This window comes from Priestia sp. FSL H7-0729, from assembly GCF_038005685.1.
Classification (GTDB): domain Bacteria; phylum Bacillota; class Bacilli; order Paenibacillales; family Paenibacillaceae; genus Paenibacillus.
Window position 1 is genome coordinate 103225 of the sequence record NZ_JBBOTQ010000008.1, and the last position, 24880, is coordinate 128104.

Here is a 24880-nt window from a genome sequence, read left to right on the forward strand (position 1 = left end):
CACTGACACTACTATGACAGAAGCACCTTCCAATCGCTGTTATTCCCAGATTTTTTGATTCCCTTGATAAAGGGAAAATCCGGTAATAGCGTATGCTTCCGATGCAGCTTTCTTTCAGAAAGCTTTTAGGCGAACGCTTCGCTTTTTCAGGTTTTTTCTGTCCTCTCCGTTATCGTGTAAATGATTAGTTCATCTCAAATAGACATTTTTAAAAAACGTGCGTGAACGCGCCCATCTCCAGAGATCTTCACGTTTCATCTCGGCCAGATGCAGCATGTCCACATATGGATCTCCCTGTAATCCAAGTACAGAAGCAAAAGCAGGCTCCGTCTTCCACCCTGCCTGTTTCAGTCTACGGATCTCACGGTGTCCCGCGTCTCCCCACAGTTGCAACAATCTCCATTCAACGATCATATGTAGGTATGCATTCTGCCTGTTAACTGGCACGGATTGGGCAAAAATCTCCACTGGCCAATGTCCCACTTTTAAATTACAAGTCACATAAGGATGTTGGCCTGGAAGATTCCCACCACGAACACATTGAAACTCACCAATCGCTCCGATCTGATCATACATTTCAGCTTCAAAGACATCCAAATCCTCCGCATAACACAGCAGATCGAGATCACTGCCCTGAACATCAATATCAATCGGTACTGTCCCCGCCGGATAGGGATGGTAGGCAGCTAATAGTTCAAGCAATCCACTACTCTGTAACACGTGATACGCGTCTTGTTGACGTGCATTACCCGAAGCCAGATGTGCCATGACTTCAGCGGTTGTGCTCATTTCACCGCCTTGGGCCACAGTTAGTTCGAACCTTCGGTAATGACCTGTTTCACACGTCCCACTTGGCCGCTCGTCAGTCGTACTTTGATTCCGTGTGGATGTGTAGGGGACTTGGTTAACAGATCCTTCACAATGCCCCGGGTCAATTTGCCAGTAGCTTGGTCCTGCTTCAGTACAATATCCACTTCAAGACCCGGTTTAATATTCACTCGTTGTTGTCCATTCATCGTATTCGCTCTCCTCTATGTCGTCATTCATATCTTGTATACTATATAACCCTTAAACACAAAGCTCCATCTATTGTAGACGTTTTGGTTTCAAAACAAAAGGGAGACAGACAACAACCTTACACTCCTGGCTTCATGTTTCATATGGAAATCAAATATAAAGAAACCGCAGGTCTCTATATCCCGAGGCCTGCGGTTTCTAATTGAATTGCGATATCTAGGGCTTCACATGCTTCAACGAAGAAGAAGGTGACGTTCCATCTTTCGCAGCTTCACGTGCCTTCACAGCAAGCAGCTCAGATACCGTCACGAATCGATATCCCTGCTGCTGTAGCTTCGGCAGGATCGTTTTGAGTGCAGCCACCGTATGGGACTTGCCTTCCACCTTATCATGGAAGAGTACAATATCCCCATTACGTGCGTTATTTAATACTTTTTTAACGATAGCCGCTTCACCTGGAGAAGCCCAGTCCCGTGTATCCTGATGCCAGGACCAGAGTACAATGGTATACCCTTTTTGTTTGGCAGCCTGAATGACCATGTCATTATAATAGCCGCCCGGTGGCCTGAACAACAGGGGGCGCTCCGCTCCTGCTTCAATGATGGAACTTTCCGCTGCGTTCATATCCTTCATGTACTTGTCCGCACGTGTCGATCGGACTGCATACGTGTGCGCATACGTATGATTGGCGATTTCATGCCCTTCGAGCTGTTCCTGCCTAATCAGTTCAGGAAATTTCTCTGCCCATTTGCCAAGTACAAAAAAGGTTCCTTTGGCTTGGTATTGCTGAAGCAATGCCAGAATCTGGGGAGTCTGAATCGGATCTGGTCCATCATCAAAGGTCAGGGCGATGAGTTTATCCTGTGTGGGAACCTCCCAAACGATCTCTCCTCGTTCCTCATAATACTGACGGTTCTTCTGTACAGGCTTCGCATAGGCAGAACTGCTACCCAGCAAAATAATTAGCGTGAACATTCCGATGACTCGGGCTGCCTTCAGGTTCATGTGGTGTCCTCACTTTGTCTTCATACGTAAACTCCCTGTTAGCATTTCCCGAATCACCCGAACTCATGAACGAAAGATCTGATCCACAACTGCAATTTCTTCAGCAGTTAATTCCACATTCAATGTCTGCAGATTGTTAATGACCTGCTCCGGTCTCTTGGCACCAGGGATTAATGCATCAATCGAAGGCTGAGTCAGGTACCAGGCCAGAACCAGATGAGCAACTTCAACATCCTTTGATTGGGCTATGCTGCGCAGCTGCTCCACTTTATCCAAATTTTTAATGAAAGCTTCACCTGTAAACAGTGGATTCTTCGCCCGTCCATCTTGAAAGGTTGTATCACGATTATATTTACCGCCCAGAAGTCCCGCTGCCAGTGGGAAATAGGGAACAAAAGATATATGATGCTCAGCCGTATACGGCAACAGCTCTTTCTCCGCTTCTCTTTTGAACAGATTATATTCAGATTGTAATACGTCTACATGCCCGTCTTTGTTGGCTTCACGTAACTGATCAATGGAGAAATTAGATACGCCAATGGCACGAATTTTGCCAGCGTCTTTTAATTGTTTTAACGTAGCTACCGCTTCATCCTTAGGCGTGTGCTCATCCGGGAAGTGGATGTAGAACAGGTCAATATAATCGGTTTGCAGTCGGTTTAATGCCTCATCTACAGCCGTTTTTAGGAAAGCCGGTGAGTTATCGATAACAATCTTGCCATCTACAAATGTATGAGCTGCCTTGGTTGCAATGATCGTATTCTGACGCTGACCGGTTTCCTTCAATACTTCGCCGATCAATCGCTCGGAATGCTCAGGTCCATAGATATATGCTGTATCCAGAAAGTTAATACCTTGTTTCAAGGCGGTTCGAACTACTTCCTTGCCTGTCTCATCATTCAGCATGCCCGGATAGATATTATGTCCACCTACTGCATTCGCCCCCAGTCCAATGGGGTTCACAATGAGATCCGTCTTGCCCAATCGTATTTGCTGTTCTGCCATGTCTTATCTCTCCCTCGCTGATCGAATAAGTACAATCTGGTCGTAACATTTTACTTGCCCCATATTATATCAAACTGTTTAGCATATTTAAAATATCGGGTTTATCGGATTAGCAAACATTCTAGGTATTTTTCAACGCAGTTGCTTCCACGTCATTGATGAATCGGCGTAGCTTGGCAGCCACATCACGATTAATTTCTCCGTTTTCATATAATTGTTGCACTGTATTGCGCTGCTCCTGAATCGCCACCATCTGCAATTCAAGCTTCTCCTGATTAAACGGATCTTCTGTTTTCCCTTGGTTCCAGGTTCGCAATTTGGCAATTACACGCTCATACTTGGCGATGACCGATAAGGCTACAACTCGATTCCCATCATTCATATGGGCACGAATAGCCTTGATTGCCGCTTCAGAGGTACGTAGCTTCACCTGACGGAACAGTTCTGCATTTTCAAGCATGAATGGTTGACTGGGCTTCTGGGATCGATTGGTGAACAGATGACCCAACACACGCCCGATCTCGTTGATTGAGGTCATCATCTGAGTGTTGGCGCGATTGGACAGCATCATTTCCTTGCGATCCAGCCAGCTGTCACATTTGAAGGCGGCATCGGATGCAATTTCATTTTCATCCAGCATCGCTTCGATTTCTTTGCGCTCCGCACGGGTAGCAATCAGGTTAATAGCCGTTTCCTGTTTCTGGATATGTTTGCGTTTATCGGCGGTGAGTTGACCTGCGGCTTGCCTGATATATTTGGACAGGTCGGAGACAACCGCAAGTGCCGCAGCTTTGTTCTCATCATTCATTTCGGATTTGACAGCTCGTATCGCCGCATTCAGCATAATGTCATGTGCTTTTCGTTCGGACTTCTGAGGGGTTTCCTCAGTGGATTTTCCATCCTCTTTGGCCAGAACAGGAAGAAACACACTCGCCGCAATCAAGGAGAAGAGGATAACTCCTGCCGCCAGGAAAATGATCAGATCCCGTTCAGGGAAAGGTGATCCATCCTGGAGCACGTAAGGAATCGAAAAGGCACCCGCCAATGTCACGGCCCCCCGCACGCCAGAGAGAGAAATAATCGTGATTTCCTTAAACCGCGGTCGGCCGATGGAGGATTTGGTTCGCAGCAGTTCATTCCCCTGCCAGAACAGATATATCCAGAGAAAGCGCAGAACCAGCAATAACACCGAGATCAGGCCAACATAGCCCAGCACCTGCAGATTATTAAACGAAACATTTTCGAAAATGGTACTCAAAACATCCGGGACCTGTACACCCAAAATAACGAACACCAGACCATTTAATATAAATAAAATGACTGACCATGTGCTCGCAGATACGACCTGCATTTTTAACTGAACCGATTCAGCGCGGTCACGCTCAATGGCGTGGATAATACCGCCTGCCACTACCGCAAGAATTCCTGATACGCCAATTTCTTCACTCACCAGATAGATAACGAACGGGGTCAATATTTGCAACAGCATGTGAATCGTTACATCTTCCATACCCAACCTGCGAATCCATACCCCGAGCCTGATTAACAGAAAAGATAACAAGGCACCGACGAGTAGTCCACCAATCGCAATCAGAATAAAACTGAAAGTAGCCTGGGCGAGGGAAAACACACCTGTAACCGTGGCTGCAATCGCGAATTTGAAGGCGACCAAGCCGGATGCATCATTCATTAATGCTTCTCCTTCAAGAAGCCTATGTATGCTTTTGGGCAGATGGACCCGTCCAGCCATGGCGCCAACGGCCACTGCATCTGTCGGGGACAGTATGGCTGCAAGAGCAAAAGCCGCGGGTAACGGAATCGAAGGAATCAACCAATGAATGGCATATCCCGCTACAACCACCGTCACGAACACAAGTCCCAGCGCAAGCAGAAGTATCGGTGCACGCAGATTCCATAATTCATTCCTTGGTGTTCGCTTCCCATCGTTGTATAACAAAGGTGCGATGAAAAGCACAAAGAATAATTCCGGATTCAACGGCAAATGTACCCCGGCAGGAAGTAGAGCTATGGCTACACCAAGCACGATTTGAATGAGCGGAACGGGAATAAAAGGTACAAACCGGTTCAGGATGTTTGATAAACCGATGAGTACCAGTAAGACAAGTACGGCTATAAATATTTCCATGATGACAGTTCCTTTCCGCAATAGATGTGGTGATACCTTTGTTGTATAGGTTTATTTTAACATAATCCAAACTTTGTTATAAAAATGTTGTCATATTCTTATACCCATTTAACTGCTCTCAGACTAGTCTAAATTGAAGAATTCTGATGGATTCTGTATATAAGATGTTACAATATGCTCAGGACAATACCCGTTTGGAAAGGAACTTTCATCTATGGCATTTGGAATTAAACGACAGGAGCTTGCTGCGTGGAAAGAACAAGTGGCTCGCGGTGAGATTGCGTACCTCACTCATTTCTGGATTGACAACCGATTCCCTGGCATCACCAGTGTCACCAAAGTTGGCTGTGCAGATCTGGAACGCCTTGAGCGTTGGTGTCACGATCACGGGCTGGACCCGCGATATATTCATCAACGGCAGCCATTTCCCCACTTTGACCTGATGGGCCGCAAACAAAAGGAAGTTTTGATTCAGGAAGGCTTGATGGAACATGTGGTTCGCTTTCATTTGTAAACCAACTCAAAAACGCCAGTCTTCAAGGCTCATCCCCCCGCAATTAGGGACGAACTCATGAGGACTGACGTCTTCAAGGAATCAAGTCATATATGCATTATCGGTGGATCTGCTCAAACGACTTCATGTTCTCCAGCAGTTTAAGTTCAATTTTCTTCAGCATACCGAACATCTGCTGTTGCTCCTCTTCGGAAAGTGCTTGCAACAATTCCCACGTCATTCGGCCACGATTCGCATTAAGCGTCTTCGCAAGCTGTGCCCCTTCATCCGTTAAGGACAGCCACACAATTCTGCGATCTTCTTCACTGCGCACACGCTGGATCAACCCTTCCGTCTCCAGTTGATTCAGTACAATGGTGGTTGCGCCGGAAGACAAACTGAGTTGTCTGGCTACATCCACTGCCATGCAGCGTTTTTCACGTAAAATCATGCCCAATATATGACTTTTTGTCGGATTCAGTTTACAGTTGGTTTCGGTCTTCTGCTGCTGATCCAATACTTTATTTTTATATCTGAAGAAGGCCTCCAACAATTGATCTACATTTGCCAATTGAGAGTTTCGCTCCGTATCCGGGCTCATAAACGTTCCTCCTGCCTTTGTTCATAACCTACCTCATATTGTAACATATTTACACTATGTTGTTTGTGAAAAATACGCTTGTATTGGACAAGCTTTATACAATCAGAAGACTTAAGTTTTTATTTTGGGTTACACCTATTGCATTATGGCAACAGGTTTGTTTATAATAACCTATATCTTAAAAGTTACTTTTAGTTACTTAATGATTTTAATAAATTTGTTGTTATAAAGTAAACAATAGTTACCACTATACTGCAAGGGACTTATGCACATGAATCAGAATTTACAGTCACCATTAAAAACGGATGTTTGCATCGTGGGCGCTGGCCCTGGCGGTGCCTTACTTTCTTATTTACTGAATCAAAAAGGGATTTCCACGATGCTTATAGAGCGGCAGCCCCACCTGCACAAGTCGTTTCGCGGGGAGCTGCTTAATGTCGACGGAGAAGCGATTTTAAATAAACATGGTTTATATTCACTCATTCAGGAACGTGGAGCACTGCCATTGGAGCAGATACAGTATTGGGAGAACGGGCACATTATTCATACCGTTTCACCAGGCAATGGAGAATCTCATGTGGGTATTCATGTACCGCAAGATCATCTCCTGGAAGCCATCGTGTCGCATGCTGAGCAGCACAGTTCAAACGAACAAGTACGATTCAATACAATTATGACGGGTATGCTACGAGACAAGAACGGTCATATCGTTGGTATTAACATTCGGCAGAACGGCGTGCCTGCCTCCATCGAAGCATCCGTTATTGTCGGTGCTGATGGCAGATACTCTGCTGTACGCAAACATTCCGGTTTGACCCCCGAAATTCGCAAGCATGGGTATGATCTGCTGTGGGCGCGCATTCCGGCACCTATGGGTTGGGAACCTGCTGTTCGAATGGCCAGCATGGATGGTCAACAGCTTGCCCTGTTCTCACAATTCGGCGGTTATGTTCAGATTGGATGGAACATCCCCGAAGGAGCATACTCCAAGCTGCGAGAGCAGCCGATTGCTCCTTTTGTAGACAAACTTGTCTCCGCATTTCCTTGTCTGTCTGATTCTGTAGCTGCCAACATTCAGAGCTGGAGTGACTTCGTACTGTTATCTGTCGAAAGCAGCTATTGCCAGTCGTGGGCACAAGACAATGTTGTACTCATCGGTGATGCCGCTCATACCATGACCCCAACGGGTGCGTTCGGACTTAATGCCGCGCTCGAAGATGCGGATGTGCTCTCGGAATTACTTGTTCAGATGGCTACAGATCAATTCAGTTCCACTGCACAACTACAGAAACTTCAGAAGATTCGCGGTGCAAAGGTACAGCAGCAACTTGCACGACAAGTGGAGATGGAATCCTCTTTCCAACAGCGTTATGAATCCTTTCTCTAAACCCAGTTAATACGGATAAAATGCCTATATGCCCAAACAGCCGATCACTTCCTCATTAGAGAAGAATCGGCTGTTGGTTTGTTGGTTTATCTTTTTTATGTAATTCCGTGGCCTTCTTCATTTTCGTTTGCGTGGAGCAAACGTGTCTTCTCTGGGTGCTTCTTGTACAGTATCAACGTCCTTCGGATAGGATGAGATGTTATCTTTTTCATATATCGCTTTCTCCAGATTGCTTATACGACGCAGTACTTGTTTGCTTTTACGAATAATATATACGATACCAATAATCAGCAGAATCAACATCAAAATGAAGATAATCATCTCCGGATAAAAGACAAACGACATGAATTCACCTCCTTTTGAGAACGATTTCTTTCTATCATACTAACCTTAATGATCCAAGATGTGAACCCGATTGGAATTTTAGCTTGTGGAATAAGCACAAGATCACCTGACACAGCGACATGAACTCACCTGCTGCAAAAGCAAAAAAGGTGGCATCCCTGATCAGGATTACCACCTTGAATTTTGAACCTTGAACCTCGGATAAGTATCGAAGTCTATTATTATTATTTTACCCTTCTCTGCCGTTCATGGCACTGACCCGAAGTTCTGTCAGAGGCAAAGACGATTGCTCTGGATGACGAAGTCTTACCGTCCGGCTCTCGCCGGGAAGCAGATCAAAATAATTGTCACTGAATCGGACACGCCCAAGAGGGAGCTCCAGCTTCACCAAGCGTGCAATTGCACCACTGGCCGTAACCGTCACAGACTGTTCCTCTTCATTCACATGTACACTCAATTGAGATTTCGGCAAGGTCACATCCTTAGGATCACGCAAGAAATATCGATTCATCGGCGCCGCAAACCCTTCGGATACCAACTCAACCATTACTTCCTCCGCACGTCTGCCCCGTAACACCTCTACTTCAGTGAATTCGGCAATACATAATGCGGATTGAGATGTTACTTCAACAGCATGTACGCTGGAATAGATCTTCTCTCCATGTAATTCATAGACATTGAATCGAAGCTCGCCTTTCAGTACGTCCCGTGTATCGTTTACGACCCACAACGCAAGCGGCTCCCCCGGCTCATGCTCCAGTGACAACAAGACAGGATGAAAGAATATTTTCCCGTAATAAAAGGATGCCTTCGGCAGCAGTTCATAATCAATCATGGACCAGCTTGTTCCTGGCCAACTATCATTTAATTGCCACACGAGTGCACCGTTGTTACGGTGATTAATACGTCGGAAATGTTCTATTCCATAGCGCAATCCTTCTGCTTGAGTCAACATGGAATAGTTCATGTACTCCTCTATATTTTGTGGAATGCCTGTGTAACCTTCCATCAACAGAATGCCTTTTTGGTGGTTGGTATCCTTGTTACGGTAGGCCATCTCCGGACTGCCCCAGTAGAACTGCCCTGCGGGCATATTTTTCTCCAGCGTGTAACGATTAGCCGAGGCATGCATACCAAATTCACTGCTGAAAAGCGCATAATCCTTTTTGTAATTTTTGAATGTCACACCTTCAATACTATAGTCCAGCAACGGCGGCTCTCCATGCTTCCTTGGATAGACCGAGCCATGCCATACCTGCCAGTTGTGACGATCCCCGACATCGGGATCATTCGCGTCCTGACCGTTGCTGTCCCCGAACGGCGAAGAAGGCCAGTACGGACGAGACAGATCCAATCGCTCCAGCACTTCAGGGATCAGCTCATGGTAGATCAGTTCGCCGTAGAACGGGCTGGTAATATCTCCACTTGCCGACTTCATATCATAGAGCCAATCTATTTCATTATTCCCACACCAGAGGGCAAGCGAGGCACGGTTACGCAGGCGCAAGACATTGTTTTCTACCTCTTGCCGTACATTATCCATGAAATCACGATTGAAATCCGGGAACAGTGCGTTCGCGAATGCAAAATCCTGCCACACCAACACCCCTTGCCGATCACACTCATCGTAGAAGACATCCTTCTCATATATACCACCAGCCCAGACACGCAGCATGTTCATATGTCCTTCTACCGATAGCTCGACAAGCTCACGATACCGGGAGTTTGGGATGGCACCAATCAGATGATCAGCCGGAATCCAGTTGGCACCCTTGGCATATACTTTGACTCCGTTCAGAATAAACGTAAATGCATCTTCACCCCGTTCATTGTGAAGAGCCAGCTCAATCGTTCGTAACCCATAAGGCTCACTGTAACGATCCACCTCAATGCCATCTGCGTGTAATGTAACCTCCAGGGTATATAGATACGGCTCACCCAGATCATGAGTCCACCATAACTGAGGTGACGTGACGTTCAACGTGGTCTCTGCCTTACCACCTTCTACAGGCAGTTCAGTGGCACCTGCAACCTCGTGTCCGTTGCGATCCAGCAGACGAACATTACAGGACGTAACCACAGCCTGCTCACGTTTTTGTCTGCTTCGAAAAGACAAGACGGACTTCACATCTGCCGTGACACGTAAGACAGCAAGCTCTGTACGGACTGATTCCGTTCGAGCATAGACACTTTCCAACTTGGCTATTGTTCGTTTTTCCAGCCGTACAGCACCCCAGATTCCCACCGTCACCATGCGTGGCCCCCAGTCCCAGCCAAAGTTCATCGCTGCTTTGCGCAACCATGGCCGTTCCTTTGTATACGAGGACCAATCAAAGGTTTCTTTGTCCCGGTGATGCAGATGAAGCGGATCGAACTTGACAGCAATCGCATTCCAGCCGCTGCGAACCAGAGATGTTACATTAAATGTATGTGACATAAGCATATTCGCCGTTTTTCCAACTTCATGGCCATTCACATACACCGTTGCAAACGTGTCCAATCCTTCAAACACCAATTCAAAGTGCTCTTCCGTCTCCTCATCTCTCACCAGATTGAAGGTTGTACGGTACCACCATTCCTTTTGCTCAATCCAGCGACTTTTGGCATCATTATGTCCGTAATAGGGCGGATCAATGATACTGCGCTCAATCAGTGCAGCATGTACATCCCCAGGTACTTCAGCCCCAATCCAGAAACGGTCATCCAGCGCAGCAGCTGCCACATCCATTGCCCGCTTCTCTCCAACTTCAAAATGTTGTATCTTCCATTGTCCCGATAAATCCTGAATTAAACGATGTGTCTTCACAATACGCCCTCACTCTCCAATAACCCTGAGTAATACCCTATCGAAAACGTTTGCAGAAAAGCAATGCATGTATCCTAATCTGCTCATTTCTAACTTCCCGAAGGCTTGAACGACATTGCCTCTTCGCGATATTCACTCGGGGTCTTTCCCGTATGTTTTTTGAACAGTCTGCTAAAATATTTCACGTCCTCGTAGCCACTGATGGCAGCTACTTCGCTGACCTTCGCTGGAGACACCGCGAGCATATCCATCGCTCTTCGTATACGCATATCGGTGACAAAATCTCCAAAGGTCACACCCATTTCTTTTTTAAAAAGTTCACTGAGGTGACCTGGATGCAAATGAACATGTCCAGCTACCTGCTGTAGATTAACATCCTGTGCCAGTGATGACTCAATATAACCAATAGCCTTTTGCACATGGGCGGCTTGTCCCTGACCCATTCGGCTATGATACACATGCATCAGACCATACAGATGGTGGAACAACATATCTCCAAGATCTACGGCTTCGGCATCCGGTTCCGGCAACCAGGGTTCGAGCCTTGCGGTTTCTTCACGCCCTGTCGCTCGCATTGTGCGGGTAAGCCAGCGATGACCTGCAATGACCGCAGAGTGCAGACAAGCACTGAACGATTCTGGCGTGACCTCCGGTTCTGTAATCAAATTAGCCACAAGTTCCCGCGTCCATGTCGTTAACGTGACTGAATCATTATCCAGCAATAATGTACCAAGTGTGGTCTCCTCTTCGTGCGTAAGTACGGTTTTGCCACCTTGACGATCCTGAATGTGCTCATAATGCCATACTTTATCATCCATCAAACTCCGATATCGGAATGCAACTGAAGCCGTTCTGTAGCTTTCATGCAGATCTGCGTATCCACGCACAGGCAGGCCCACCGCTGCACGCAGGGTGCACTTCAGTAATTGCTCCACCCGACATAATGCACTCTCCAGCCTGAACGGATATTCCAGATCCACAGGTGGCCATGAAACTACACATATAATTTGCTGTTTCTCTACATGTGCAATGGCACCCGGTAGCATATCCTCCAGTGTATTCTGCACCGCAAATCGTAATAGCGCATCCGAGGATCGATCCCAACCCTCTGCTCGAAGAACAATGACTTGTCTGCGAATCTGTTCATCATCAAGGCCATCATCCGCTGCCTCTATTCCAGCATCAGATCGCAGAAATGAAGGAAATTGGCCCGAAGCGGTGTCACCGTCAATGATCCAACCGGCAAATAACCGCTCCCGATTCTCCCGCATAAGCTGTCCCTCTCTGGACTTCTCTGCCCAACGTTCCGTGATCCGTTGTTTGGCCTGTAATACCGTCTTGATGATCTCTTCCGGCTTGCTTGTTTTGAGCAGATAATCTGTAACACCTTGGCGTATCGCCTGCTGCGCATAAGAAAAGTCATCGTATCCGGACAAAATAATGACCTCCAGCTCAGGTAACAATCGCAGACCCTCTTCTGCCAGTTCCAGCCCTGATCTGCCTGTCATCCGAATATCCGTCATCAGGATATGCGGACGTTCCTCAGCCATGCGTGTTAACGCCTCCTCTGCCGAGGCAGCCGGTTGAAGAAGTTCAATTCCGAGTTCATGCCAGGCGATAACGCTGGCAAGTCCTGTACGGATAATCACTTCATCATCCACAATTAATAGTCTCATGGCGAACCCTCCAAGATTGGAATGGAAAACGAAATCCGGGTACCTCCCCCAACTCTGCTGTCTACTTCAAGCTGTGCATCCGCTCCATAATGGAGCAGCAGCCTCTCATTCACATTGCAGAGTCCATAACCGCCTTGGTTTAGCTGTTTTTCCGGCTGTTTTCCCTTCCATTCCCTAATGCTTATCCTTAATTGCTCCAGTCTGTCCGGCTCCATGCCGACACCATCATCCAGCACCAGCACATTCATCTGTTCATTATCCGGGTCCTTGCGAATCATTATGGTGATGGTACCCAGGCCCGCTTTCGGTTGAATGCCATGAATCATGGCGTTCTCAACAAGCGGTTGCAGCAACAGCTTCAGCATCATTCGCTTCTCAAGCGCTGGATCAACGATATAATGCAAGACAAATTGATCAGGGAAACGAATGGACTGCACACGCACATAATGGCGGATATGAGCAATCTCCTGTTCCACAGGATAATAATCCTGACCATTGTTTAAGCTGATGCGCAGAAAATCACTCAAGCCCTCAACCATGTCCGCGATCCGCTTCTCTTCAGACATCAAGGCTATCCAGTGAATTGAAGAAAGTGTGTTATACAGAAAGTGCGGATTAATCTGCGCCTGAAGCACCCGAAGATCCGCTTCTTTTTTACGGGCTTCACCTCGAATAACCTCTTCCTTCAATAACTGAATATGTGCACCGAGCAGATTGTAACTCTCCCCAAGCCTGCCAATCTCGTCATCACTTTCAGATCGAAACAAAGGAAGCGGACGTTCCGGATCAATTCGGGACAGATGCCGGGTAAGCACACGAAGCGGCCTCGTCACACGCCGCACCGTAAACCAGACCAATCCAGCACTGATCACAGCAGACATCGCAACTGCGCAGCCGGTTAGAATAAGAATGTACCGATTCTCCGACTTGTACTGGTCATAAGGAACCGTTCCAACCAACGTCCACCCCGTCAATTCTTCCGGATAATAGAGCAACGTCCGTTTATCGTCACCACTGCCATACGTGGTGGTTCCGCTACCGCCATCCTGAATTAACGTTGTAATCCCTGGTTCGACACCTTCCAGCTTAAGTCCAAGCCGGGATTTGTCCATCGAAGACAGAATCTCTCCAGAACTGCCGATGAGCTCCAGTCTGCCTTGCCCTCTGCCTAATCCCAGAGCGGCCCATCCCTTGGATATGGCCTTCTCATCCAGACTAATGGCTAACCAACCGATGGGTCGATAATCATGGATACTGCGAATCGGCCGAACCAATGTGATCACATTTTGTATACCCGCATAATTCTGGACCGGATATACCCCCGTCCATTTTTTTACTGCTTCTTCGCTCGGCACTGGTGGATAAGATAAGCTTGAATTATTGGATTCATACCAGGTAGCGGTCGACAATGTGGCATCAAAACGTCCAGGGTATATGGCAATGTTGGCGATATATTTCTTGGAAGCAGCCAGATTGGTCATCCTGCCCAAGATATCCACTCTGTCCAGCTCATGATCCTCATTGTGGCTAAGGTACTGCTGAATATCCCGTTCTCCAATCAGGAAAATGGACAGGTTCTCGGCATCCTGCAGCATATAACGAAGATTGGCTTCCACCTGCTTCAACGTATCCATGCCGGACAGTTTTGTTTTTTGCTCCGTGATGCGGGAAGAGATTAGAAAGGCGAACAGACCCAAAGCCAGCAAAGGCACAATCATTGAAGCCGTCACAACGACGGATAGCTTCCTTTGTAACGAAGATGTGAGCCAGCGTGCCAAACGTTTCTCCTCCTCTGGATGCGCTTTCGCTTACCCTTTGACAGCTCCGGCTGTCATGCCTTTCATAACCTGTTCCTGGAAAACGAGATACAAGATAATGGTCGGAATGACCGACAGGGTCATGGCAGCAAGCGTTAACCCGTAATCGGTTTGATACCCATCCGCAAAGTTCGCAATGGCCAGCGGTAACGTTTTCAATCCGGTTTTGTTGATGAATACAAGCGCAAATGAAAAGTCATTCCACGCATGCAGGAAACTCAGGATCGTAACCGTAGATAAGGCAGGTACGGACATGGGTAGCATAATCCGGGTAAACAGCCCCCACAGTCCTGTTCCATCAATAAAAGCTGCTTCTTCAATATCACGCGGAACACTTGTAAGATAAGCAGTAAGCACGAAAATAGCTGTAGGCAATGCAAAAGCCGTATACGGTAATATTAATGCCCAGTACGTATTTAGCAAGGACATCTGTTTCATTAAGATAAATAAAGGGACGAGCGTGCTATGGATCGGTATGAGCATACCAATAACAAAGAAGGTCATGATTAACCCTTTCCACCGAAACTGGAAACGGGCCAGGATGAATGAAGCCAGGGCTGCAATAAACAGCGTCAGAATAAGTGATCCCACGGATACAATGAGTGAATTGCCAAAAGCAGTCCCCAACCTGGAGCTTTCCCATGCATTGCTGAAGTTGGCTACATTCCAGTTTTCCGGCAGTCCAAAGGGCCTGCTATAGAAATCTTCATTCGTTTTGAATGCACTAATCACGAGCCAGTAGAACGGATACAATGTTAAAATACCATAGACCGTTAGCAGCGTCCAAACAATTCCGCTGCGAAGGCGGCGAATCGGATGCCCTGAGCCACTTCGTGGTGATGGCATAGGTACAGGTGTTACTTGCATGTTAGCCCCTCCTCTCTATTGATTCTCTTTTCGTTTGCGACTGGTCGCCCACTGGCTTGTTCCGATCAGAAGCAGGGAGATCAGCACGATGGTTGTTGAGATCGCACTACCGAACCCATAACGGTATGTTGTAAAAGTTGAATTGTACATGTACGTTGCGAGCAGTTCTGTTGCATGTGCCGGACCGCCCTTGGTCATGATGTAGACCAGATCGAATGATTTCAGACTACCCGAGATACATAGAATGATCGCAACCTGAACCGTTCCCCAGATCATGGGCAAAGAGACGGATACCAGCTTACGGATTCCTGAAGCCCCATCTATTTGGGCAGCATCATGAATCTCGCCTGGGATATTCTGTAGTGCCGAGATGAAGATAATCAGATACAGCCCCACAAAGCTCCAGAGCAAAGGCGGTACCAATGAGAAAATGGCAATCTTGTCATCGGAAAGCCATTGCAGCTTCCAGCTCTCCAGCCCCAGTGCGTCCAGCAGAAAATTCAATATCCCGATCTGCGGATGATAGATATACTGCCAGATCATACCGATCACTACAGTGGATAACACCATCGGCAGAAATACGGCTGAACGGAGAAACCGCTGTAATGGATTGCTTTTGTGCAAGATAACCGCGAGCATCAGTGCTAACGGAATCTGTCCAAATACCGATGCCAACACAAAGATAACGTTATTTTTGAGTGCCCGCCAAAATACCGGATCATGCCAGATCTCCACGTAATTATCCATACCGATATATTTGGATGCGCCGATGCCGGACCAGTTGAAGAAACCATAGTATGCCGACCATACGACCGGGACAAATACAAACAATGCATAAATGATGACTGCCGGGGCCAGCCCCAGCATAATAAAACGCCGACTTCGCAGTGCGTTCATCTGTTCACTCCCCTTCCATACTAAAGACCCCTCCCCTGCCGGGAAGGGGTTTTAACGAATAACCAGCTAATAAGCGATGTGATGAGTCCATTGAATCTTCATCGTCTGGCTGTACTATCGCAGTCGCTATCTAATTTGACCAATAATTACTGACTAACTGCATTGGCTTGAGCCGCCTGAATTTTGGCTGCAATGTCTTCAGCCTTACCACCCATGAGCAACTCTTGCAACGCATTATTAATAACCTCAACCGTTGCTGATCCCAGCTTGGAATCGTAAACCGGCGTAATCTTCACTTCCTGCATTAGATCATATAATTCAACGAACAATGGATGCGCCTTGGTTTTATCCAGATCAATCTTGTAACTCACCAATGTGCTGCTATCCAATGTGGCCTTCTGACCATCAGGTCCTGCCAGTGCATAGAACAGTTCCATCGCTGCCTCTTTTTGAGCACCGCTCAGCTTTTTGCTTACACCCAACCCGGTTCCTACAACACCAGATGTGGTTCTTGGTTCTCCCTTACCTCCGTCTACTGGAGGAAGGATCGTAATATGGGTGTTGTTCAATACCTCTTCAGGTGCATTGTTCACCAGATTGGCCAAGGCCCATCCGCCGTTCATGACCATCGCTGCCTTACCTTGGAAATAAAGCTGCATCATCTGTGTCTCATCGATACTGTTGAATCCATCCTGGAACGCCTTGCTGTTGCCAAGCTCCTGCATTTTGTTCAGGGCTTCAATAAATGGTGGATCGGTAAAGCTTGCACCATCTTGAGCTACCGCTTTCAGGAACCAGTCTGTACCGGTAATCCGGTCAGCCAATGTACTGAATATCGTCGATTGTGCTACCCAGTTGGCCTTGTTGCCAAGCGCCATGGGAATGACTTTATTTTGATTAAACGTAGCAATCGCTTGTTCCAGTTCCGCCCACGTCTCAGGCACTTTCACGTTGTACTGCTTGAAAAGAGCTTCATTGTAATAAATGAAGGAACTTGGCGCCAGATTCATTGGCACAGAATAAATATTTCCGTCCACTGTGTATCCATCTAATGCATTCGGAATAAAGTTGTCTTTCCACTCCGACTTTGCGTCCAGCTCTGCATTAATGGGCTGTAACAGATCCCCTTTTACAAATTCCTTAGTCATGGCATCCGGCCACATCACAAACAGGTCTGGCATCTCGTTGGCAGCTGCCACCGTACGAAGCCGGGTTTTGAGACCATCTGTAGGCAGTCCTTCGTCCACAACTTCAATATCCGGATGCGCCGCGCGAAAATCTTCAATTATTTTGCGCATCGCAACCGCCTTGGCATCCTGTCCGGTCCAGTTGTGCCAGAGAGTGACGGTTACTTTGTCATTGCCGCTGCCTCCTTCTGAAGTGTCCCCGCCAGCACAGCCAGCCAGAATAATGGAGAACAATGTTATTGCCAGGAAACCCGAAAGCCATTTTTTCAACATCTCTATAATCCCCCTCGGCGATTTGAATACACTTATTGTAAATGGTAACGCTATCATACCGTAAGGTGACGATCCACGGATGCAGGGGTGAAAAATATCGGTTCCCCTGTTTGGAACTTACTTTGCTGACTTATTGTTCATAACAACTAAAAAGAGCCCTCACAATGAGAGCTCTTTCTTGTTGCAGCCGTCGGTAGCTTCACCCCAGGCTATATAATGAATAAGTGCTAAATCGTATTAAATATGGATTGCGTATTATTGGATACTGTTTTTCACCAGTTCTGCAAAAGCTTCGGACCCTTGCGTAGTAAGATGTACGCCGTCTTTTTCAAAATATTCGTCATGTCCCTCACTTGCACTGTTCCAGTCAATCAACGAGACATTGCTGTATTTGGATGCTGCCTCATTCAAAGCCCTGTTCACCGTTCGTTCCCACGGACGAGGTACACGCACAGTAACCAGATATACGTGATCCTCATCCTTCAGATAATCAAGCACAGCATTCAAGTTTTTGGAGTTAAAGGAACCATTCGTCCCGAGCTCCAGCACCACTTTGCTGCCCATTTGGTTGTTTTGCTTCAGACCTTCCAATACATCACCTGCCTGCCACATCTGACGACCGACATGTCCGTCCACATACACTCCCGATATACTTTGCTCCAGATACGGTTTTGCATCCAAAATCACTGAATCTCCAATGACGGTATAATGAACCTTGCCATCCTGGGCAGGAGGAGCCGTTTCTTCATTGTCCTGAGATGAATCAGGTGCATCATCTGTATGATCCGTATTATCGGATTGATTCGCTCCAGCGTCATCTGGTGTATCATTCTCGTTAGTCACGGAGTCATCAGCCGGCTTATCTTCAGACTGACCGTCCTTGCCAGCATTCACTGCATTGTCTTGGTCGTCAGGTTTTGAGTCTGGAGCAGACTCTCCTGTTGGCTTCTCGTTTTTCCCCGGATCATCTTTCGTTCCTGCTTCCGGTTTATGGGTATGAGCATCGTTCTTTTGACCAGAGCCTGACGTCGCTGTAATAGCTGGCAACACATCCTGTCCCTGTTCCTCCACCACGGAATTCTCTCCATTCAATGTGTTGGACATCGATACCGAATGGGAGTCAGAGTTCGCTGCATGTGAGACCATCATCTGAGATACCGTATAGGACAACAACAGAATCGTCATCAACAGGCCTGCCCGCTTCCACCATACGTTACGTATACCGATCGTTGACCGCCCTCTTCCCCATAATCGGGACCAAGAATCACGGAATCCGTTGTACCGAATCGGATTTTCAATATATTTAAGGGACAATGAGGCCAGTACAACCGTTGCAGCAACTTGTAAAATGATTCGTACAGGATGTGCTCCTCCCGTATCCACCGCCGGATTCGTTAAAATAATAACAGGATAATGCCACAGATATAATCCGTAGGATCGCTCTCCGATCCAGCGTAATGGCTTCGCGCCAATGATACGTGCCAGGAAAGACGATGGGTGAGCCAACACCGCTACCAGCAACGTTGTTGCAATAGCCTGAAGCACCATGCCCCCTTGATACAGAAACGAATCATATTCACTGCTATTCAGCATCATGTAAATTAACAAAGCAAGTGCAGCTAGTCCCGATACGTCGAGTACAAGGCGATTCATGCCAGGCAGAGAGTTCGAGAGCTTGCGACTAGGCCACACCACGGCAAGAGCAGCACCAGCAAGCAGTGCGAATGCCCGTGTGTCTGTTCCATAATATACACGGCTCGGGTCCAGATCCGGATTATACATGATGGCCATTGCGCCAGCAGACAACTCAGCTGCGACGACAATGAAAACGACCAGCCATCCCTTTCTTTTGAACACGACGATTGCTGCGATCAGTAGAAGAGGCCATATGAGATAAAATTGCTCTTCCACAGCCAGTGACCAGAAATGTCCAAACGGTGATGGCGGGCCAAAACTTTCGAAATAGGAAACGTTGTGAAAGATATACCACCAATTGCTTATGTATAATACACCCGAAACGATATCACCACGAAGCGCAGCGAGGCGGGATGGGTCTGTACAGGCCAACCAGATCATTACCACAGCTGTCATGGTCAGCATGCCTGGAAGCAAACGTCTTACCCGTCTTACCCAAAAATCACCGAGTGAAATGCGTCCATGTTCCTGCCACTGTGACACGAGAATATCTGTAATCAAATATCCAGAGAGAACAAAGAATATACCTACACCGAGCAGTCCGCCCGGAATAAAATCCAAATTCAGATGATACGCGATTACCGCAAGTACAGCGATGGCTCGTAAGCCATCCAGTCCGTTCATATGTCGCTTGGTATTAGGCGATTGTGACATGCATGCCCCTCCTTATTACTGTGGGTCAACAACATCGGTGTTGGGGGCATAAAGGAACTCCTGATCGTTCTGGTTGTCATTAACATACGTATTGCACCTTCCATCTTTCATTTACAGCATACAGCATAAGAAAAGCTCCTGAGTCGAAGCGCTATCCGATGATGCTACACTTTGATAAATTCTATAATCTTAAAGAAGACGTGTTACCTGTCCATTAAGTTTTAATCCTTCATATTCTTTATATTGATTCGTGAGTTCACGTTTACGTTTAGCATTATACGCCCGAAATAAGCCTCATAATTTACAGGAATAGTTACAAACAATGAAACCGATGTAACCTTTCCTGCCAGCTCATATAGCTGTAAAATCATACTCTAATTTTGTCGTTAAATATAGTCCTTTTCATCGAGTGGCTAAAATTACCTGTCTCGCTTGCGCAAACCAGCATACCCACGTACACATCGATTGAAACAATTGAATTCATAACAAAAGGCTGCCGACTTGCTCAGCAGCCAATATCCATTATAAACCTATGTCAGACCGGATTGAAAGTTTTGCTCATAATTGCTTCTTCTTGCCTAGGACCCTAGAGGTGGAACGGGTGATTCTTTTCTTCTGTCCTTGCATCCAAGATCCGGTATGTTGAGCGCCCTGTGTACATTGGGATTTGCAACTTCTCCAGATCAACCATTCCATTCTCCAGAAAGTACTTCTGATCCTGATATCGCTGCAGCACTTCGCCTGCAATCCATTCATGGTCACCGTATGTTGTAATATCAATAACTTTGCATTCATAAGCAAAATAAGCGTCTTTCAAAATGGGTACACTTACCTTAATTCCTTCCTCATACGGGATGCCGAATCTTGTGAATTTATCCGTATCTCTTCCACTGAACGTTCCTGCAGCTTGAATCCACTCCGATCGATGAGCGGGTAGAAAATGAACACCGAATACGCCACTCTTCTCGATGAGTTCATAGGAGTATGTTTCCTTACGAAGGGAGATGCCATATACGCCTGGAGATGATCCGATGTATGTATGCCATCCGGACGCCATCACATTCTGGACTCCCTCATGACGTGAAGTCACCACCGCTACCATTCCAGGATAAGAATAAAACTTGGGTTCTTCTATCGACTGAAGCATCTAATCCCCTCTCTTCTTCGTTATAAATACACTTTCATTATAAAGTAATGCAGCAGGTTGAAGAAGCTCTTTGCGGGGGATTACGCTATAAGCACACATTCATTATTATGTTATACTGAGAGGGATCAATGTCTAAAAATACGATACCGGGAATGTGATAGGATATGGTCAAATCAGTCAAATATACCTCCTAAATAAAGGCATTATTATAATTTAGGAGGTTTTAACTTTATGTTTAATCCAATCGTGTTAGATCAGTGGGATCGAAAGCCTTACTTTGACCACTACTTGAATCAGGTCAGATGTACCTATAGCATGACTGCTAATCTGGATATCACTCTATTGATCAACGAACTGAAGCTTAAAGGATTGAAGTTCTATCCCGCTCTTATTCATATGATCTCTACAGTCGTCAATGCACACAAAGAATTTCGAACTTGTTTCGACGCCGAGGGGAGATTGGGCTACTGGGACGAGATGTCTCCGAGCTATACGATTTTTCATGAGGACAACAAAAGTTTCTCAACGATCTGGACGGCATTCCATGAAGATTTTGAGATATTCTACAATCGTTATCTGGATGATATGAAGAATTACAAAGATCACAAACAATTTGTTGCCAAGCCGAGTGAACCACCAAATACATTTCCCGTTTCCAGTATTCCCTGGGTGAACTTTACGGGATTTAATCTGAATATTTACAATGACGGAACCTACTTGTTGCCTATTTTCACGATGGGGAAATATGTTCAACAAAACGATAAAGTCCATCTTCCCTTATCTATTCAGTTACACCACGCCGTGTGCGACGGATATCACGCTGGAGTTCTTTTCAACGAATTGCAATCACTTGCAGATTGTTGTCATGAGTGGTGTTAGTTAGCTAAATGAAGAAAAGGCATTCCTCCTGACTCTTGATGGAGTCATGGAATGCCTTTCTTTTTCTCTTTTTTTTCAAATGCTATTTAATTGCACTTACTGTACCCACAGTTGCTGCATGTTTTGCATCCTTCCACATTCATCAGGGATGCCGATCCGCATGAAGGACATAAATCTCTCGATTCAATAAAGGTTTTCTGATCCTCCACTGTTGGATACATGCTCTCCACTTGACTCTGTTTTTGTAATGCTCTAGTTTCGTTCTCCTGAGCATTGCTCTGTACATGACTTTCCAATGCTTTGGCGACTGCATCAGCAATTGATTCCACCCGGTTGGCTCCGAAGCCAATCGCTCCCGAACCACCAATTCCCTTGAGATGTTTGATCAACAGTTCAACCTTGTGCCCGTGATCTCCGTATCGAAGGAACAGAGAACACACTCGACCGAGTGCCTCAGCCATGGCGAATACGTCCGATCCCGCTTTGCCCACGTTCAGGAAGATTTCACCGGGCGTTCCCTCCAGATCATTGATCGTAATGTAAGCCATCCCGAATGGCGTATTGATTTTGTATGTGGCACCACGCAGTACCTGAGGACGGCTTCTGTATTGTTTATCCAGTACTGTAGCAGATGAAGAGGATTGATCAGAAGAAGGAGTCTCAACATCAACCTCGCTACTGAAAGATCCAACACCTACATGCCCTCCGATATTATTCGGGTTATCTATTGCTGATACGTCCGTCTTCTCTTCAGCTCCCGCCGTGTTCTGATCTTCAGAATGGGTCTCTTCCTTCTTCGACGTGGACAACACCTGCACATCCCTGCTGCCATCGCGATATATCGTTACTCCCTTACAGCCAAGGTCGAAGGCCAGTTCATACAGCTCTGCCGTATCCTCAACCGTAAAATCAGCCGGACAGTTGGCCGTCTTTGAGATGGAGCTATCCACCCATTGCTGGATCGCAGCCTGCACCCGGATGTGGTTCTCAGCCGACAGATCCATTGCCGTCACATAATAGTCTGGTAAAGCTTCACCCGGATGTTCATCCAGCCAATCTTGCGCAATCGGCACGAACTGCTCATCATAACCCAGACGGCTTTGACGGAAATACTTGAAGGCGAAATACGGCTCAATCCCTGTTGATGTGCCCACCATCGTCCCCGTACTTCCCGTTGGCGCCTGTGTGATCAGTGTGACATTTCGAATGCCCTGTTTACGAATAGCCTCTCCTACTTCAGGGTAAGTTGCAATCATGTTTTTCATGAATCCACTCTGTAAGTACGGTTCAGCTTCGAATGCTGGGAAAGCTCCCTTCTCTGCTGCAATCTCTGCCGATGCCAGATAGGCCTCCTTCGCCATGAATCCATACAGTTTATCGAGAAATTCAAGGGATTCAGGACTGCCGTACCTTATACGCAGCTTAATCATCAGCTCTGCCAGTCCCATCGTGCCAAGCCCCACCCGGCGTTCACGCTGCTGATTCAGTCTGTTTTCCTCAAAATGATATGGTGTTGCATCGATGACATTGTCCAAAAATCTAGCCGAGATGCGAGTGGTTTCCGCCAGTTCATCCCATGCCACATCATGATTCGTCTCATCGTAGAATTTGGACAGATTAATTGCTGACAGATTACATACACCCCAACCAGGCAGGCCTTGTTCACCGCAAGGATTAGTACAAATGATCGGATTAAAGTACCAGCTGTTGGACATCTGGTTATAGTACTCCATGAATACCACACCAGGCTCTGCCGATTTCCAGGCTGATTCAATAATGGTATGCCAGATTTCGCGCGCCTTAAGCGTACGATAGTGCACCACCGAATGACCTGCGGCTTTCCATTGCTGCATATCCCCGTTCCATACAGTGTCATAGTCAGGATCGTTCGTATCGGGGAAAACCAAATCCCACTCTCCGTCCTGCTTGACAGCCTCCATAAATGCGTTGCTTACACACACAGACAGGTTGGCATTGGTCACCTGCCCCATCGTTTGTTTTACGGTAATAAAATCAAGCACATCCGGATGCCAGTCATTCATCATCAACATGAGCGCACCCCGGCGGCTTCCTCCCTGTTCAATCAGTCCTGTCGTATAACTGAACAATCCGCCCCACGATACGGAACCGCTGGATGATCCGTTAACACCTTTCACCACCGCTCGGCGAGGACGCAAAGAAGACAAATTGATGCCCACACCTCCCCCACGTGCCATAATCTCCGTCATCTCGGTCAAGGTCTTCATGATGCCACCCCGACTGTCCTGCGGAGACGGAATGACATAACAATTAAAGAGTGTCAGCTCATCGCTTGCCCCCGCTCCCGCAGCAATACGCCCTCCGGGTACTAACTTCCAATCTTCCAAAACGGAGCGGAACTTGGACTCCCACGTTGCCCGCTGATCTGCTGTGGATTCAACAGAGGCCATGGCTTTGGCGAGCCGGCTCCACATCTCTTCCGGTGTTTTTTCGATGTTGAGTGTCAGTTTCTCCACGCTGGTCTCGATGATCTCTCCGCTTCGGGTTCTCACTTGTACGAGCTGACCCTGACGTTCTATGATTTCGCCCACTTCCTTGGTCGGGAACTTGGGATCATCCTTTGTTAATACCAGTACCACATCTCCGACCTTGGCATGATTCGAGTCAGCATCCTTCCAGGCGTATCGGTCCAGAAATATTTTTTCGCTAAGTCCTTCTAATTGGTAAGATCGTTGGTTTGATTTCATCGCTACATTCAACCTCCCCGGTATAAAGCTCCATTTTCACTTCAAAAGCAAATTATGATGAAACACCACATATAGTGATGTAAAACCAGTATATTACACCATATATTGATTTTCTATATGACTTTTATCACAGACCTTATTTTTTAGACTCTCCTGCTCGGACAAGCTTCTTCACACACCCTTAGACTCACGCATACAAAACCTGTGAATTTTTTGGGACAGAAAAAACCTGAAAAAGCGAAGCGTTCGCCTAAAAG

At 46.7% G+C, this 24880-nt stretch carries 19 protein-coding genes; 3 read left to right on the forward strand and 16 right to left on the reverse strand.

The window, feature by feature from the left end; translation table 11 throughout:
* Positions 1-189: 189 nt before the first annotated feature.
* The 5 genes from MHH93_RS18480 to MHH93_RS18500 form a co-directional block, all read right to left on the reverse strand.
* Positions 190-789, reverse strand: a complete 600-nt coding sequence (locus MHH93_RS18480; protein WP_500055208.1) for a DUF4269 domain-containing protein — start codon at positions 787-789, stop codon at positions 190-192.
* A gap of 20 nt (positions 790-809) precedes the next feature.
* Positions 810-1016 (reverse strand): YwbE family protein, encoded by a 207-nt coding sequence (locus MHH93_RS18485; protein WP_500055209.1) that lies wholly within the window; start codon positions 1014-1016, stop codon positions 810-812.
* 217 nt (positions 1017-1233) lie between these two features.
* On the reverse strand, positions 1234-2022 hold the full coding sequence (locus MHH93_RS18490) for a polysaccharide deacetylase family protein (protein ID WP_500055210.1): 789 nt from the start codon (positions 2020-2022) through the stop codon (positions 1234-1236).
* 63 nt (positions 2023-2085) lie between these two features.
* A complete protein-coding gene (locus MHH93_RS18495; protein ID WP_500055211.1) occupies positions 2086-3027 on the reverse strand; it encodes an aldo/keto reductase in 942 nt (313 codons plus the stop codon).
* Positions 3028-3148: 121 nt separating this feature from the next.
* Positions 3149-5173, reverse strand: coding sequence for a Na+/H+ antiporter (locus MHH93_RS18500; RefSeq protein WP_500055212.1), 2025 nt, complete (start codon positions 5171-5173; stop codon positions 3149-3151).
* 214 nt (positions 5174-5387) lie between these two features.
* Between MHH93_RS18500 and MHH93_RS18505 the strand changes: the two genes are divergently transcribed.
* Positions 5388-5687, forward strand: a complete 300-nt coding sequence (locus MHH93_RS18505; protein WP_433752608.1) for a hypothetical protein — start codon at positions 5388-5390, stop codon at positions 5685-5687.
* Between the two features lie 97 nt (positions 5688-5784).
* On the opposite strand, the gene MHH93_RS18510 is transcribed toward MHH93_RS18505, so the two are convergent.
* Positions 5785-6267: a MarR family winged helix-turn-helix transcriptional regulator gene (locus tag MHH93_RS18510; protein WP_036609579.1), complete on the reverse strand. Its 483-nt coding sequence runs from the start codon at positions 6265-6267 to the stop codon at positions 5785-5787.
* Between the two features lie 271 nt (positions 6268-6538).
* Between MHH93_RS18510 and MHH93_RS18515 the strand changes: the two genes are divergently transcribed.
* On the forward strand, positions 6539-7654 hold the full coding sequence (locus tag MHH93_RS18515; protein ID WP_500055213.1) for an FAD-dependent monooxygenase: 1116 nt from the start codon (positions 6539-6541) through the stop codon (positions 7652-7654).
* A gap of 117 nt (positions 7655-7771) precedes the next feature.
* Here the strand turns inward: MHH93_RS18515 and MHH93_RS18520 are convergent, their stop codons facing one another.
* The 9 genes from MHH93_RS18520 to MHH93_RS18560 form a co-directional block, all read right to left on the reverse strand.
* The gene (locus MHH93_RS18520) at positions 7772-7999 is read right to left on the reverse strand and encodes a hypothetical protein (RefSeq protein ID WP_442030834.1); all 228 of its coding nucleotides are present in this window, start codon (positions 7997-7999) and stop codon (positions 7772-7774) included.
* Positions 8000-8228: 229 nt separating this feature from the next.
* Entirely contained in the window at positions 8229-10727 is a 2499-nt protein-coding gene (locus MHH93_RS18525) for a beta-mannosidase (protein ID WP_500055344.1), read from the reverse strand.
* Positions 10728-10894: 167 nt separating this feature from the next.
* Positions 10895-12481 (reverse strand): helix-turn-helix domain-containing protein, encoded by a 1587-nt coding sequence (locus MHH93_RS18530; RefSeq protein ID WP_500055215.1) that lies wholly within the window; start codon positions 12479-12481, stop codon positions 10895-10897.
* The gene (locus MHH93_RS18535; protein WP_500055216.1) at positions 12478-14259 is read right to left on the reverse strand and encodes a cache domain-containing sensor histidine kinase; all 1782 of its coding nucleotides are present in this window, start codon (positions 14257-14259) and stop codon (positions 12478-12480) included. Before MHH93_RS18535 ends, MHH93_RS18530 begins: the two co-directional genes overlap by 4 nt.
* 30 nt (positions 14260-14289) lie before the next feature.
* Positions 14290-15165: a carbohydrate ABC transporter permease gene (locus MHH93_RS18540; protein ID WP_500055217.1), complete on the reverse strand. Its 876-nt coding sequence runs from the start codon at positions 15163-15165 to the stop codon at positions 14290-14292.
* Between the two features lie 15 nt (positions 15166-15180).
* Positions 15181-16062 (reverse strand): carbohydrate ABC transporter permease, encoded by an 882-nt coding sequence (locus MHH93_RS18545; protein WP_500055218.1) that lies wholly within the window; start codon positions 16060-16062, stop codon positions 15181-15183.
* Between the two features lie 146 nt (positions 16063-16208).
* A complete protein-coding gene (locus MHH93_RS18550) occupies positions 16209-17522 on the reverse strand; it encodes an extracellular solute-binding protein (RefSeq protein WP_500055219.1) in 1314 nt (437 codons plus the stop codon).
* Positions 17523-17777: 255 nt separating this feature from the next.
* Complete coding sequence (locus MHH93_RS18555) at positions 17778-19871, reverse strand: acyltransferase family protein (RefSeq protein WP_500055220.1); 2094 nt, start codon at positions 19869-19871, stop codon at positions 17778-17780.
* A 586-nt stretch (positions 19872-20457) separates the two neighbouring features.
* The gene (locus tag MHH93_RS18560) at positions 20458-21018 is read right to left on the reverse strand and encodes a flavin reductase family protein (protein WP_500055222.1); all 561 of its coding nucleotides are present in this window, start codon (positions 21016-21018) and stop codon (positions 20458-20460) included.
* A 231-nt stretch (positions 21019-21249) separates the two neighbouring features.
* Between MHH93_RS18560 and catA the strand changes: the two genes are divergently transcribed.
* Positions 21250-21897 carry a type A chloramphenicol O-acetyltransferase gene (gene catA / locus MHH93_RS18565; protein ID WP_500055223.1) on the forward strand — a complete coding sequence of 216 codons (648 nt, stop codon included), beginning with the start codon at positions 21250-21252 and terminating at the stop codon, positions 21895-21897.
* Between the two features lie 86 nt (positions 21898-21983).
* Here the strand turns inward: catA and MHH93_RS18570 are convergent, their stop codons facing one another.
* Positions 21984-24623: an adenosylcobalamin-dependent ribonucleoside-diphosphate reductase gene (locus tag MHH93_RS18570; RefSeq protein ID WP_500055224.1), complete on the reverse strand. Its 2640-nt coding sequence runs from the start codon at positions 24621-24623 to the stop codon at positions 21984-21986.
* Between the last annotated feature and the right edge of the window lie 257 nt (positions 24624-24880).

Coding starts and splice junctions, on each gene's coding strand:
- MHH93_RS18480 (WP_500055208.1), bottom strand. CDS start 789: ATGAGCACAACCGCTGAAGTCATGGCACATCTGGCTTCGGGTAATGCA.
- MHH93_RS18485 (WP_500055209.1), bottom strand. CDS start 1,016: ATGAATGGACAACAACGAGTGAATATTAAACCGGGTCTTGAAGTGGAT.
- MHH93_RS18490 (WP_500055210.1), bottom strand. CDS start 2,022: ATGAACCTGAAGGCAGCCCGAGTCATCGGAATGTTCACGCTAATTATT.
- MHH93_RS18495 (WP_500055211.1), bottom strand. CDS start 3,027: ATGGCAGAACAGCAAATACGATTGGGCAAGACGGATCTCATTGTGAAC.
- MHH93_RS18500 (WP_500055212.1), bottom strand. CDS start 5,173: ATGGAAATATTTATAGCCGTACTTGTCTTACTGGTACTCATCGGTTTA.
- MHH93_RS18505 (WP_433752608.1), top strand. CDS start 5,388: ATGGCATTTGGAATTAAACGACAGGAGCTTGCTGCGTGGAAAGAACAA.
- MHH93_RS18510 (WP_036609579.1), bottom strand. CDS start 6,267: ATGAGCCCGGATACGGAGCGAAACTCTCAATTGGCAAATGTAGATCAA.
- MHH93_RS18515 (WP_500055213.1), top strand. CDS start 6,539: ATGAATCAGAATTTACAGTCACCATTAAAAACGGATGTTTGCATCGTG.
- MHH93_RS18520 (WP_442030834.1), bottom strand. CDS start 7,999: ATGTCGTTTGTCTTTTATCCGGAGATGATTATCTTCATTTTGATGTTG.
- MHH93_RS18525 (WP_500055344.1), bottom strand. CDS start 10,727: ATGGATGTGGCAGCTGCTGCGCTGGATGACCGTTTCTGGATTGGGGCT.
- MHH93_RS18530 (WP_500055215.1), bottom strand. CDS start 12,481: ATGAGACTATTAATTGTGGATGATGAAGTGATTATCCGTACAGGACTT.
- MHH93_RS18540 (WP_500055217.1), bottom strand. CDS start 15,165: ATGCAAGTAACACCTGTACCTATGCCATCACCACGAAGTGGCTCAGGG.
- MHH93_RS18545 (WP_500055218.1), bottom strand. CDS start 16,062: ATGAACGCACTGCGAAGTCGGCGTTTTATTATGCTGGGGCTGGCCCCG.
- MHH93_RS18550 (WP_500055219.1), bottom strand. CDS start 17,522: ATGTTGAAAAAATGGCTTTCGGGTTTCCTGGCAATAACATTGTTCTCC.
- MHH93_RS18555 (WP_500055220.1), bottom strand. CDS start 19,871: ATGTCACAATCGCCTAATACCAAGCGACATATGAACGGACTGGATGGC.
- MHH93_RS18560 (WP_500055222.1), bottom strand. CDS start 21,018: ATGCTTCAGTCGATAGAAGAACCCAAGTTTTATTCTTATCCTGGAATG.
- catA (WP_500055223.1), top strand. CDS start 21,250: ATGTTTAATCCAATCGTGTTAGATCAGTGGGATCGAAAGCCTTACTTT.
- MHH93_RS18570 (WP_500055224.1), bottom strand. CDS start 24,623: ATGAAATCAAACCAACGATCTTACCAATTAGAAGGACTTAGCGAAAAA.